We start from the raw sequence: 14,696 nt of genomic DNA, 5'->3' as shown, positions 1-14,696 counted from the left end.
CATGTTTAAATTCTACAAAAAACAGAAATTTAAGCGCCTTCAGAGTACACTGATGACCGCATTTCTGGTGCTCAGTATCACACCTCTTACTATTACTGCGATCTTTTTCCTACAGTCCCACAGTAAAGATCTGCAAGAACAAAGCACCTCACACTTGTTGTCTGTTCGAGATACAAAACAACAGCAAATTATCGACTACTTTGAGGCGCGGGAAACCGAAGTCATGGGCTTTGTGCGCTCTGAACTGGCTTACGCCAGTGGTGGTCGATTCTACGGTCTCGTCAATGCTTTTAGTCGTTTAGGTAATGACATTGAAGAATCTCGTAAAAATGCCCAACAGCGCTACATTGAAGGCAGCGGAGATCAAATCAAAACGTCAACGTTACCCGAGTCTTCCAACTATGTCGGAAGTGAACGTTACCGACTCTTACATAAACGTTACCACTGGGCCTACTTGGAGCTCCTCAAGCGCTCTGATTTTAATGATATTTTGCTGGTCGATATCAACGGTAATGTCACCTACTCGATCAACAAAGACGATAACTACGGAACAAACTTATTATCAGGCCCCTACAAAGACTCAGCACTTGGCAAAACCTTCAAGCGTCTAGCTGATGACGTCACTGAACGCCGTAAGGTGAATGAAGACTACACCCCTGTGATTGTGTCTGATTTCGAACTGGAAGGTGGTAAACAAGTCGCTTGGTTAGGTGCTCCAATTGTTCAGCAAGGCTACCTACACAGCTATGCTATGTTCCGCTTACCAAATAATGGCATCACGAAGTTAGCCGCTGACGCCAACCGAGAGTCATCCATTAACACCTTACTGGTTGGAAATGATCACCAACCTCGCACAATTAACACCAAGCAAGATGACATTAAGAACAGCTTAGAAGTGATCGATAAAGCACTCTCTGGTGCATTTGGCGTCGGCACTTACACGAACGGTTTAGGTGAAGAGATCATCGCTGCTTATGCACCGATTGAAACGCGTGGTGTTATTTGGGCACTCGTCGTGCAATTACCTGAAAACGAAGCTTTCGCTCGTATTCATCAACTCGAAAAACTGTTTGTTATCGCCATGCTGATCGCCATCATTCTAGTGGTAATCGCTTCCCATTATTTATCAAATTTTATTACTTCTCCGTTGCTGAAGTTAACTTGGGCTGCCGAAAAAGTGTCTGCCGGAGATCTTGATGACACCACCTTTAATACGGTTCGCAAAGATGAAATTGGCCGTCTTGCGCTGAGTTTTGAACGAATGCAACGCTCTATTCGAGAGAAAATTCAAACCATTAAGAAGCAAAATGAAGAGCTCGAGAGCAACATACAGATCATTCAAAAACAAAATGATGAACTGCAATTGGCCGACAAACTTAAAGATGAGTTCTTAGCCACCACTTCTCATGAACTCCGCACACCATTGCACGGCATGGTCGGAATCGCTGAGACTTTAGCGTCCGGCGCTAACGGTGCTATTCCTGCTAGCCAAAAATATCAGCTTGATATCATCATTAAAAGTGGGCAACGTCTCGCAAACCTTGTTGATGACTTATTGGATTATCATAAAATGCGTTACGGAAGCATGGATATCCAGAAGTCAGCGGTGAGTTTAGCCAGTGCAACGCGACTGGTACTAGAGCTTTCCAGCCATTTACTCGGAAATAAAACCATCCGTATCATCAACCAAGTACCAGCGGATTTGAAAGCGGTGTCTGCCGATCCTCAACGCCTTGAACAAGTGTTATATAACCTGATCGGTAATGCGATTAAGTACACCTCAGAAGGTAAAATCGTTATCTCCGCCAATGTGGTTGATGATCATGTTCGTGTGCAAGTTGTGGATACTGGGCAAGGTATTCCTGCAGAACATCTTGAACATATTTTCGAACCACTTATCCAAGCAGGACAAGACGCAAGTCGCTATCGTCAAGGTGCAGGGCTCGGGCTTTCGATTAGCCGTCAATTGATTGAGTTGATGGGTGGCTCGTTGTACGTCAGCAGCCAGCCTATGGTCGGCACCACCTTCAGTTTCACGTTACCACTTGCCAGTGAAGAAGAGATCCAAACAACTCAAACCCTTGCTGCGCACGGACACTTCCAGATTCCTGAAATCGATGTAGAGAACAGTGAAGACTTATCGCTGCCAGAGAATCCAGACGGCCCGTTACTGTATGTCGCTGACGATGAGCCAGTAAACCTGCGTGTGCTTGAGAGCTTCTTACGTTTAGAGGGCTATCGCGTACGTACCGTCTCTGATGGACCAGAAACATTAGCACTCGTTGAGCAGGAAAAACCGGAACTCCTATTATTGGATATCATGATGCCAGGCATGAGCGGCTATCAAGTCTGCAGTGAATTACGTGAAACTTATGACCATGCCGAGCTACCTATCATTATGCTCACCGCGCTTAGTCAAACAGAAGATCGTGTACGAGGCTTTGAAGCAGGAGCCAACGACTATTTATCTAAGCCATTCAATAAACAAGAGCTAGCTGCGCGCATCCAAGCGCACTTAACGGCAAGCCAAGCTGAAATGCGCCACATGGAGAATAAGATACTTGAATCTGAACTTCGCCAACGAGCGGCTGTAGAGGCAAGCTTATTAGAAACTCAAGGGCGATTGTTGGAACAACTGGAATCGGCTCCTGAAGCGATTATCTGTTTGCGTGAAGATAAGCGTATTCGGTTTGCTAATGAAGCTGCTTGCAAGCTATTCAAGCGTAACTTAGAACAATTAAAACGTTCATCTGCCGATGAGTTGATTGCACCTAAGTATCTGACCGTCAAACAACCTCATTACTGTGGCAAGATTGATATCTATATTGAAGATATTCGTCAAAACATCGAAGCAGACATTCTTAAACTACCTGAAGGCTCAGGCTTAGATGTCATGTATATCTTTAATGTTGGCGGAGGAGCCAATGCCGCTCGCATACACAACCTAGAAACTGCCGTAGAAGTGCTTTCAAGTTATGCTTTTGATGGCGATAAAGACCAGTTGCAGAAGCTGAAAGAACTCGGTGGAGAGTTTACACGCCTTGCAGACAAAGCGCTTGGTAACAAAAAAGACAAACAAGAGCTAATGCGAGAAATTCTGGTCGACGCAATGACACACGCCTTAGAGTATTGGGAGTCAGTCACTGGTGAAAGTAAATTCGCATTTGCCGAACAAAGTGGCTTATGGCGCGTTTATCTTGACCGTAGCACTCTGCAAACACGCACTTTGGATAAATACATGCGTATAGAAACGCTGCCGAAAACGCCACGTTGGAGAACGGTGTTGAGCTCGATAGAATTCATCCTTGAACACTGTAAAGAACAGAGTCCTGAGCGTGCGTACATCGAAGCTCAACGAGATAAACTACAGCGACTGTTGACCAGCTAATACCTATCAAAAAAACTAGCCCAGCGCATAAGCTGGGCTTTTTATTATCCAAGCCTTCTCTTTCTCTAAAGACGAACAATACAGCGACTCTCTACCGTTACCACATTAAAATGCCGAATAAGCCTCTGGACAAAGTTGTCCATGTTAGGAATTCCAAACATACGCTTCTATCGATATAACCAACCCAAACTAGGTTGAGTCGAGCGAATAAAACACTTCATTTTCACAATAAAAAAAGAGCAATAAATGAGAGAAAACTGTCGATAAAAGAGACCATTTTTCAGATAACAAACGGTTTTTAACCAACAATTGACAGAGATTGCGAACTCAATCACAACAGAACGGCAGATTAATTTTTAGCTAATTAATTAACATATTTTCTGCATGTGAGCGAGATCTCCGAACCAGGAAGAGAATCAGAAGGCTTTTATTTTAAATAGACTGTAGGTTAGCAATCACTAACACTCACTATTAACAAGGATATAAACTGCGACGCATATCAACGTTTATTTTTTGGTCTATCTCTAGTCAAAATTAGCCAAAATAACGTTTATAACGGAGAGTGACGATATTTTAACGTTTTTAACGAGAATCGAGTTTGATTATTTTATGGATAAGGTGTTTTCTTACTCCTGCCTAAGGCCTACAGGCCACTCTTGGCGAAACTCAATGTTGTAATGAGTAATGCATAAACAAGAGGTAGGTCTTGGAGAGTGTTTATCAATTGATGACATTCAATTCCATTTAGTGAAATGAAAGCAAATAGTAAGGAACAGCTATGCTTGCCAATATTAAAAAAACAGCACTAGCAACAGCAATTATTGCAACGGCTACTACAGGTTTTGCATCGGTAGCTACTGCGGCTGAACGCAGTGAACTGACTATCCACCCTAAAGAGTTTACAACTTTCGTTCGTAACTTTAACCCTTTCTTGGGTGCAACTAACCTGCACACAACAACCGACTTTATTTACGAGCCGCTCGTTGTTTTTAACGAAATGCACGGTAACACGCCAGTATTTCGTCTAGCAGAAAACTTTACCATGGCTGATGACCTAATGAGCGTGACCTTCGATATTCGTAAGGGCGTAAAATGGTCTGACGGCAAAGCGTTTACCGCTGATGACGTAGTTTATTCTTTCAACCTAGTTAAAGAGAAACCAGAGCTAGACCAATCTGGTATCAACTCTTGGGTTACTGGCGTAGAGAAAGTTAACGACTACAAAGTTAAATTCCGTCTAAGCGAAGCAAACTCTAACGTTCCTTACGAAATTGCGAAAGTACCAGTTGTACCTAAGCACGTATGGAGCAAAGTGAAAGATCCAGCAACATTCACAAACGAAAATCCAGTAGGTAGTGGTCCATTTACCGAAATCGACACTTTTACACCGCAACTATACATTCAGTGTGAAAACCCGAATTACTGGGATGCTGATAACCTAGATGTAGACTGTCTACGAGTGCCACAAATCGCGAACAACGACCAATTCTTGGGCAAAATCGTTAACGGCGAAATGGACTGGACGTCTTCATTCGTACCAGACATCGACCGCACTTACGCTGCAGCAAGTCCGAATCACCACTACTGGTACCCACCAGCGGGTACTCAAGCGTTTGTAGTGAACTTCAAAAACCCAGACGCGGCGAAAAACGAAGCACTTACTAACGTTGACTTCCGTCGTGCGTTCTCTATGGCGCTAGACCGTCAAACGATTATCGACATTGCATTCTACGGTGGCGGTACAGTAAATGACTTCGCTTCAGGTCTAGGCTACGCATTCGAAGCTTGGTCTGACGAAGAGACGCACAACAAGTACAAAGGTTACAACACATACAACGCCGAAGGTGCGAAAAAGCTTCTTGCTAAAGCAGGCTTCAAAGATGTAAACAAAGATGGCTTTGTAGATACACCATCTGGCAAGTCTTTCGAGCTTCTCATTCAATCGCCAAACGGTTGGACTGACTTTAATAACACTGTACAACTAGCTGTTGAGCAACTAGCAGAAGTCGGCATTAAAGCACGTGCTCGTACTCCAGATTTCTCGGTATACAACCAAGCAATGCTAGAAGGTACATACGACGTTGCTTACACCAACTACTTCCACGGTGCGGATCCACACTTGTACTGGGACAGCGGCTACAACTCGAAGCTACAGTCTGGTGACGGTATGCCTCGCTTTGCAATGCACTTCTACAAGAACGATAAGTTAGACGGTCTTCTTAACAGCTTCTACAAAACCGCTGATAAGCAAGAACAGCTAGAAATCGCTCATGGTATCCAGAAGATCATTGCTCAGGACCAAGTAACCATTCCTGTGCTATCTGGCGCGTACATGTATCAATACAACACAACTCGCTTCACTGGTTGGTGGAACGAAGAAAATCCTAAGGGCCGTCCAAACATTTGGGCTGGTATCCCAGAGCGTCTACTTCACGTGCTGGACCTAAAACCAGTTAAATAAGTAGAAGTTCATTTCAAGCGGCATACATCCCGTGTGCCGCCTATAAAAATCCCTTGTTAACGAAACCAATATGTGGCGCTCGTCGTCAGGGGATTTTTCGCTCTAAATTTCGCTAGGAGCGACCTGAAACCAGAAACAGGGAAAAAATCTGGGTGAGTAAGGTGTGAGTTATGGGTTATTTTTTAAGACGTTTGTCGTTCTATCTTGTCGCGCTCTTAGTTGCAGCGACGTTAAACTTTATTATTCCGCGAGCAATGCCTGGTGACCCAGTTACCATGATGTTTGCTAACGCTTCTGTACAGGTAACGCCAGAACGAATCGCAGCAATGAAAGAACTGCTCGGTTTCGTTGATGGGCCGATTTACATTCAGTACTTTTCGTACATTAAAAACATTCTAAGTTGGGAGCTAGGTACATCAATCCAGTTCTACCCTCTTTCAGTTAACTCTTTACTAGGTAGTGCATTTGGCTGGTCTCTCTTCCTAGCTGGTACTGCGGTTGTACTTTCTTTCTCAATCGCTTCTGTACTCGGTATTTTTGCCGCATGGAAGCGTGGTAGTAAATACGATGCATTCGTAACACCTGGTACATTGATCATTCAAGCTATCCCACAGATGGTTATCGCAATGTTAGCGCTGTTTACCTTTGCGATTGGCCTAAAATGGTTCCCATCTGGCTATGCTTACACGCCAGGTACTATCCCTGATTGGTCAAGCTGGGAGTTCATCAAAAACGTGGGTTACCACGCAGTACTCCCTCTATTCTGTGCAACCATCGTTCAGATCGGCGGCTTCCTCGTCAATATGCGTAACAACATGATCAACCTTCTTGCCGAAGACTACATCACGATGGCGAAAGGCAAAGGGCTTAGCGAGAACCGTGTCGTCTTCAATTACGCCGCACGTAACGCGCTACTTCCAAGTGTAACCGCGCTATCTATGTCTTTGGGTATGGCCATTGGTGGCCAATTGATCATCGAGATGATTTTCAACTACCCAGGTTTAGGCACCGTGCTACTTAACGCAATTCACGCTCGTGACTACCAAGTACTTCAAGGTCAGTTAATTATCATGACGATGTTCATGCTGTGCTTCAACTTAATGGCTGACATGCTGTACATGATTCTAGACCCTCGCCTACGTACGGGAGGCAAATAATCATGAAAGAACTATTCAAACTTATTTTAGGCAACTCATTCGCTCGAATCGGTCTTGGTATTGTTACCGTATTCGTATTCGTTGCGATCGCAGCTCCTTTACTTACGAAACATGCGCCAGACAAGCGAACCGGTAATCCACACGAATACCCTAGCTTTGTCGTAAAACAAGCGCAAAATAATCCTGATGGCTGGGTAGCTAAAAATCTAGCAGATGATCGTCGTACGCTGATTATGTCGAAAAAGGCTGATCACGTTCTGGGGACTTCACGTATGGGTCGTGATATTTGGTCACAAGTGGCTTACGGTGCTCGCGTATCGCTGGGTGTCGGCTTTGGTGCTGGCATCATCGTATGTTTCCTAGCAACGGTCATTGGTATCTCGGCAGGTTACTTCGGCGGCAAAGTGGATGACATATTGAGTGCAGCGATGAACATCATGCTGGTAATCCCTCAATACCCATTGCTCTTTGTACTGGCAGCCTTTATTGGCGAAGCAGGTCCACTCACCATTGCCTTGATTATCGCTGGTACCTCTTGGGCGTGGGGCGCACGTGTTGTCCGTTCTCAAACCATGGCTCTGCGCGAGAAAGAGTTTGTGAAAGCCGCTGAAGTATTGGGCGAGTCTTCATTCCGCATCATCTTCGTTGAAATTTTACCAAACCTAATCCCGATTGTCGGTGCAAGCTTCATCGGCTCAGTAATGCTCGCTATCAATACTGAGGCTGTAATCTCGTTCTTGGGCCTGGGCGATGCCAACACCATCAGTTGGGGCATCATGCTTTACAACGTGCAAACCTCATCAGCAATGTTGATTGGCGCATGGTGGGAAGTATTAGCACCTTGTATCGCCTTAACTCTTTTGGTGACTGGTCTTGCTCTACTTAACTTTGCCGTTGATGAAATTGCTAACCCACAGCTTCGTTCTCACAAAGGCATGAAACGCTGGAAGAAACTGGCAGAGAAAGACAAGAAAGAGCGCGCGCCTGAAATGGCACCACAAAATGCACTATGGAGCGGAGATAAATAATCATGACTGCACCACTAATTTCTATCCGTAACCTATGCGTAGATTACATCACAGATGCGGGCGATGTCCGCGCCTGTAATAACGTTAGCTTTGACATTGCGCCAGGTGAAGTCTTTGGCCTGGCAGGTGAATCAGGCTGTGGTAAATCCACAGTTGCTTTCTCGCTCATGCGTCTTCATAAGCCGCCAGCATTCATCACTGGTGGTGAGGTCATCTTCAACGGTGAAGACATCATTAAGTACAGCGATGAACGTATGCAATCATTCCGCTGGAGCGAGATGTCGATGGTGTTCCAAAGTGCAATGAACGCATTAAATCCGGTGCTTACGATGGAAGAGCAGTTTTGCGATGTCATCATGCGCCACACCAATATGACACGTGAACAAGCGAAAAAGCGCGCCGAAGGATTGTTGGAAATCGTTGATATTCACCCAAGCCGCTTGAATGACTACCCACACCAATTTTCTGGTGGTATGCGCCAGCGCTTAGTCATTGCGATTGCTCTGGCTCTCAATCCAAAGATGATCATCATGGATGAGCCAACGACGGCACTCGATGTTGTGGTTCAGCGTGAAATCTTACAAAAGATCTATGCACTGAAAGAAGAGTTCGGCTTCTCGATCCTTTTCATTACCCACGACTTGTCACTCATGGTCGAGTTCTCGGATCGAATCGGCATTATGTACTCCGGAGAGTTGATTGAAGTCGCCCCTTCTAAGCAAATTCTGGAAAGTCCTTACCACCCTTACACCAAAGGTTTGGGTAGCTCTTTCCCTCCACTAACTGGTCCTAAAACCAAATTAACTGGTATTCCAGGCAACCCTTTGAACCTATTAGAGATTCCTCAAGGCTGCCGATTCCAAGCTCGCTGCGACCGCGTCCACGAAGCTTGTACACGAGTACCAACTCAGCTGCGTCAAATTGAACCTGGTCGTTTTTCAAATTGCCACTTATACGGCGACACGATTGCTCAAGCTAAGGTTTAACAACAAAAAATAACGCTAGCTAAGAACAAAATTACACTGGAGAGAATTATGAGCAAACAACTCGGCGAACTGCTGATTGAGGGTAAACATGTCGTTAAGGACTTCCCTTTAAATAGTAACTCAATCAAGCAGTCAAAAATGCGCGCGATCAACGACGTGTCATTCAAGATGTACAAGAGCCGCGGTTTGTCAGTAGTAGGTGAATCAGGCTCTGGTAAATCTACTACCGCTAAAATGATAGCTAAAATGTACGCCCCTACAGAGGGGGTGATCGAATACAGAGGTCGTGATATCCAAGATATTACCTCTCGGCATGACTTGATGACATACCGTGAAGGCGTACAAATGGTATGGCAGGACCCATTTGGCTCACTAAACCCTACACACAATATCTTTCACCACATTGCTCGCCCGTTGCTGATCCATAAAAAGATTGCACCAGGCAACAAAAAGGAACTGGAAGAGCGTGTGTATGACCTACTAGAACAAGTTGGTCTGATTCCGCCAAAAGAAACCGCGCAAAAGTTCCCGCACCAGCTATCTGGCGGTCAGCGTCAACGTGTAAACCTAGCCCGTAACATCGCTGTAGGTGCAGAAGTGGTATTGGCAGATGAGCCAACATCAATGCTGGACGTGTCAATTCGTGCAGGTGTTTTGAATTTGATGGAAGAGATGAAGTTTGAAAAACAAATGTCTCTGCTTTACATCACTCACGACATCGCAACGGCGCGTTACATTGCTGAAGATCTCGCGGTTATGTACGTAGGTCACATGGTTGAATGGGGCGATACTGAAGAAATCATTCACGATCCTCAACACCCATATACGCAACTGTTGGTATCTGCTGTGCCTGATCCATCGAAGTCTATCCACGAGAAGCTGAAAGGCAACAAAGGGGAAATCCCACTTTGGACACCGGATTCAGTCGGCTGCCCATTTGCAGGACGCTGCGTACACGCAACCGATAAATGTCGCGAACGACTACCAGGCGTCACTCAGCTTTCTGAGAACCACTTTGTTCGCTGTTACTTATTTGAAGATTAATTATAACGAGGGTCAGGTTCAGCCTGACCCATTCCTGTTTTATCGTTTCCCGGAGACATTGAATGCTGCTACTGACTAACCACATTGGTTATGAACATCTGGGCCCAAAGAAAGCCATTGTCCAGACCGAACAACCACACTTGTCTTCTTACACTGCTCAATTGATTTGTGCCACTAGCGAGCAAACCGTGGCAACTTTTGCGGTTGAAGAACAAGGTAAAGTGGCGAACTGGCATCAGGGCTATTTCTACCTCATCGACTTTTCATCTTTCACAGATTCAGGCGACTATTTCCTGCAAGTGGAAGATTCGCGTTCTTCCTCTTTCACTGTTGGCGAACATATTCTGTTGGATCAAACCCTGTCAGATGTGATCCACTACTTCAAATCACAACGTTGCGGTGGGGTTTTCGATCAACAAGATCGACAAGTGCCAGTGCTCAACGCCAACCAAACAGTTGATGTTCACGGTGGCTGGTACGACGCATCTGGAGACGTTAGTAAGTACTTAAGTCATCTTTCATACGCTAATTATTTGAACCCTCAACAAACTCCAATGGTGGTTTGGAACATCCTAAAAGGGCTTTCATTGCTTGAAGGAAGCGAAGACATTGCAGCCTTCACACGCACACGTCTTATTGAAGAAGCCCTGTTCGGTGCAGACTTCCTTGTTCGTATGCAAAACGAAAAAGGCTTCTTCTACATGACGGTCTTTGATAAGTGGAGCAAAGATACTGCGCAACGAGAAATCTGTGCCTACGAAACGCAACTTGGTCACAAATTTGACGACTACCAAGCAGGCTTTCGACAAGGTGGCGGTGTCGCCATCGCAGCGCTGGCCGCGGCGTCGCGTTTAGGTGTTCACGGCGAATACGATCAACAGAAATACCGCAACGCTGCTGAAAATGGTTACTGGCACTTAAAAGAGCACAATACGCAATACCTCAATGATAGTGAAGAAAACATTATCGACGAATACTGTGCGCTACTAGCTAGTGTAGAACTGTTTAAAGCCACCAAAGAAACTCGCTACTTGGAAGAGAGCCGTTTGTGGGCACAACGCTTAGTTGTTCGCCAAATGAGCGACGAGCAGATTCAACACTTCTGGTCAGCAAACCAAGACGGCAGTCGTCCATACTTTCACGCTGCCGAAGCAGGTCTACCCGTTATTGCCCTATGCGAATACCTAGCAATTGAAGACGACTCCGTACAGACAGAATCGGTAAAACGCATCGTTAACCGAGCGTGTGAATTTGAGATCAAAATATCGAATAAAGTGACCAACCCATTCGGTTACCCTCGCCAGTATGTTAAAGGCGTAAATGAGTCAAAACGCGATGCATTTTTTGTCGCACACAACAATGAATCCGGCTATTGGTGGCAAGGCGAGAATGCTCGATTGGGCTCACTCGCGACCATGGCGTATCTTGCTCAACCGCATATAGCGTCGCAAGAAATACAGCAACAACTTTCCGTGTTTGCTCAAGATGCATTGAACTGGATTGTAGGCTTAAACCCATACGACATGTGCATGCTTGATGGCCACGGTCGTAACAACCCTGATTACCTTCCTCAATATGGTTTCTTCAACGCTAAAGGCGGTGTGTGTAACGGAATCACTGGCGGCTTTGAAGACGAGGAAGACATCGCATTTAACCCACCAGCACAAAAAGACGACATGTTACAAAACTGGCGCTGGGGCGAACAATGGATCCCGCATGGCGCTTGGTACTTACTCGCGATAATGAGTCAAGCTCAGCATATTTCTCAGTTGGCAACCTCTAAAAATATTAAGGAACAATAATCATGGGGATGTATTTTGTTGGTATCGATGGTGGCGGCACGTCATGTCGAGCCAGGATTAAAGATTCACAAGGTAATTTTCTTGGCGAGGCCAAAAGCGGCAGCGCCAACATAATGCTAGGCGCTGAAATTGCAATGGCTTCGATTCTTGAATCCATCACTTCAGCTGCCGAGCAAGGCGGCCTGACACAACAAGATTTCGCATCGATGCACGTCGGCTTAGCCCTTGCAGGTGCTGAGCACAAAGCATCTTGGCAAGCCTTCATGTCTCTTCCTCATCCGTTTGCCAGTATGACTCTTAATACTGATGCTTACGGCGCGTGCGTTGGTGCACACAATGGCGAAGATGGCGCAATCATGATCGCAGGAACAGGCTCTTGTGGCATCTATCTTAAAGGATTGGAGCAGCACGTTGTCGGTGGTCGCGAATTCCCGATTTCGGATCAAGGTGGCGGCGCAGTGATGGGGCTTCGCCTAGTTCAACAAGTTTTGTTAGCAGAAGATGGCATCAGAGAGAAAACGCCTCTAGCACAACACGTCATGGCGCATTTCGAAAATGACGTTGATAACGTGGTGGCTTGGTCTAAACAAGCGCTTCCTCGTGATTATGGCCAGTTTTCTCCTGCAATTTTCCAACATGCAGAACAAGGTGATGCACTAGCAATTGAGATGCTGAAGCAAACTGCAGCTGATATAGAAATGTTTCTCGTGGCATTAAACAAGCGCGGCGCAACGCGTATTTGTTTAATGGGCAGCATTGCTGAACGTATTTTACGTTGGCTTTCGCCACCCGTTCAGCAATGGGTTGTTGAGCCACAGTTTGACGCGATTGAAGGCGCAATTATGTTTGCAGGTAAACCTGAACATAACCTTTACTCGCTCAATGCGGCGCAGGAGTAGATATGGAATATCGTGTTGATCTCGTCGTCCTATCAGAACAAAAGCAAAACTGCCGTTTCGGACTGACTTTCCATAATTTGAGCGATCAAGATCTCCACAATTGGAGCCTGATTTTTGCTTTTGATCGCTACATTCTGCCGGATAGTATTTCGAATGGTCAACTCAAGCAAATTGGCAGTTACTGCACCCTCAAACCAGAAGGGTTGGTGCTGGCAGCTAACCATCATTTTTACTGCGAGTTCAGTATTGGTTCGAACCCATTCCGTTACTATTCTGATGGATTCAATGAAGCCTTGGTCAACTTTGAAGTCAACGGCAACCTTCAGCGAGCTCAAGTCGATGTTACGCCGATCGTATTGGCTTCACCGTACCGTGAACGTAGTGAGATCCCTTCCAGCTTGACGCATGCGCAACCTTTATTGCCAAAACCAAACCATATAGAAGTCAGCGATCACTGCTTTAGCTTTAATCATCAAGCTGGCGTTGCGGTTTATTCAAACCTAGCCAATGCAGCTAAAGAGTGGTTACTTGAAGAGCTTAAGCGCATTCATCAATTTGAGTTCGCATCAGACAATGGCAGTCAGATCATCTTCAAAGGCAACCCAACCTTGGATGAAGGCGCTTACAAGCTGAAGGTAGCAGAAGAGTCGATCAAAATTGAAGCAGGTTCTTCGTCTGGTTTTACCCATGCTTGTGCAACGTTATTGCAATTGATCAAAGTTGGCGATCAACCAGCCTCAATGGAAGTGGTTTGCTGTTCAATCAAAGACCGACCACGTTTTCGTTACCGCGGTATGATGCTAGATTGTGCACGCCATTTTCACTCCGTTGAGCAAGTCAAACGTTTGATCAACCAGTTGGCTCACTACAAGTTCAATACATTCCATTGGCACCTTACCGATGATGAAGGTTGGCGAATTGAGATCAAATCATTGCCTCAACTAACCGATATTGGCGCATGGCGTGGGTTGGATGAAACCAATGAGCCACAGTACACGCACCTTGCTGAGCGTTACGGCGGTTTTTACACTCAAGAAGACATCAAAGACGTGGTTGCCTTTGCTTCGAAACGAGGCATCACTGTAATCCCTGAAATCGATGTACCAGGCCACTGCCGAGCTGCCATCAAGTCGTTACCACACCTATTGGTAGAAGCAGAAGACACCACCGAATACCGCAGCATTCAGCATTACAACGACAACGTCATTAACCCAGCTCTGCCGGGGAGCTATGAGTTTATCGATAAAGTGTTGGAAGAAGTCTCCGCGTTGTTCCCTGCCCCTTATGTTCATATCGGTGCGGATGAAGTACCTAACGGCGTATGGTCAAAAAGCCCTGCGTGCCAAGCACTAATGGAACAACTGGGTTACAGCGACTACAAAGAGTTACAAGGGCACTTCTTGCGTCATGCAGAAGACAAACTGCGCAAACTTGGCAAGCGCATGCTGGGTTGGGAAGAAGCACAGCATGGCGACAAAGTCAGCAAAGACACAGTGATCTATTCGTGGTTAAGCGAAGAAGCGGCGTTGAACTGCGCGCGCCAAGGTTTCGATGTGGTGCTACAACCGGCACAAACCACCTACCTAGATATGACCCAAGATTACGCACCTGAAGAACCGGGCGTGGATTGGGCTAACCCGTTGCCGCTAGAAAAAGCTTACAACTATGAACCACTCGCTGAAGTGCCAGCCGACGATCCAATACGTAAACGCATTTGGGGCATTCAAACAGCATTGTGGTGCGAAATCATCAACAACCAGTCTCGTATGGACTACATGGTCTTCCCGCGCTTAACCGCAATGGCAGAAGCATGTTGGACAGACAAACAACACCGAGACTGGACCGACTATTTATCACGTTTGAAAGGACACCTACCGCTGCTTGATTTGCAGGGAGTGAATTACCGTAAACCGTGGAAGTAATACAGAGCT

General features: G+C 45.8%; 9 protein-coding genes. All 9 read left to right on the top strand.

The window, feature by feature from the left end:
• The first annotated feature begins 1 nt into the window (after position 1).
• The 9 genes from B7360_RS02490 to B7360_RS02450 all read left to right on the top strand — a co-directional run bounded on the left by B7360_RS02490 (position 2) and on the right by B7360_RS02450 (position 14,687).
• On the top strand, positions 2-3,388 hold the full coding sequence (locus B7360_RS02490; protein WP_085342662.1) for a response regulator: 3,387 nt from the start codon (positions 2-4) through the stop codon (positions 3,386-3,388).
• Between the two features lie 778 nt (positions 3,389-4,166).
• Positions 4,167-5,849: an ABC transporter substrate-binding protein gene (locus B7360_RS02485; RefSeq protein ID WP_005394703.1), complete on the top strand. Its 1,683-nt coding sequence runs from the start codon at positions 4,167-4,169 to the stop codon at positions 5,847-5,849.
• 170 nt (positions 5,850-6,019) lie between these two features.
• On the top strand, positions 6,020-7,006 hold the full coding sequence (locus B7360_RS02480; RefSeq protein ID WP_005394705.1) for an ABC transporter permease: 987 nt from the start codon (positions 6,020-6,022) through the stop codon (positions 7,004-7,006).
• A 2-nt stretch (positions 7,007-7,008) separates the two neighbouring features.
• Positions 7,009-8,034, top strand: coding sequence for an ABC transporter permease (locus tag B7360_RS02475; RefSeq protein ID WP_005394707.1), 1,026 nt, complete (start codon positions 7,009-7,011; stop codon positions 8,032-8,034).
• A 2-nt stretch (positions 8,035-8,036) separates the two neighbouring features.
• Positions 8,037-9,020 (top strand): ABC transporter ATP-binding protein, encoded by a 984-nt coding sequence (locus tag B7360_RS02470; protein ID WP_005394709.1) that lies wholly within the window; start codon positions 8,037-8,039, stop codon positions 9,018-9,020.
• A gap of 48 nt (positions 9,021-9,068) precedes the next feature.
• Complete coding sequence (locus B7360_RS02465; RefSeq protein ID WP_005394711.1) at positions 9,069-10,064, top strand: ABC transporter ATP-binding protein; 996 nt, start codon at positions 9,069-9,071, stop codon at positions 10,062-10,064.
• Between the two features lie 62 nt (positions 10,065-10,126).
• The gene (locus B7360_RS02460; protein ID WP_085342661.1) at positions 10,127-11,866 is read left to right on the top strand and encodes a glycoside hydrolase family 9 protein; all 1,740 of its coding nucleotides are present in this window, start codon (positions 10,127-10,129) and stop codon (positions 11,864-11,866) included.
• A gap of 2 nt (positions 11,867-11,868) precedes the next feature.
• Positions 11,869-12,765 (top strand): N-acetylglucosamine kinase, encoded by an 897-nt coding sequence (locus B7360_RS02455; RefSeq protein ID WP_085342660.1) that lies wholly within the window; start codon positions 11,869-11,871, stop codon positions 12,763-12,765.
• Positions 12,766-12,767: 2 nt separating this feature from the next.
• Positions 12,768-14,687, top strand: a complete 1,920-nt coding sequence (locus B7360_RS02450) for a beta-N-acetylhexosaminidase (protein ID WP_085342659.1) — start codon at positions 12,768-12,770, stop codon at positions 14,685-14,687.
• The last annotated feature ends 9 nt before the right edge of the window (positions 14,688-14,696 follow it).

It is taken from the genome of Vibrio sp. ArtGut-C1 (assembly GCF_002105475.1).
GTDB lineage: Bacteria > Pseudomonadota > Gammaproteobacteria > Enterobacterales > Vibrionaceae > Vibrio > Vibrio diabolicus.
Note: the sequence above shows the minus strand (reverse complement) of the source record. Positions and strands in the feature narration are given on the sequence as shown.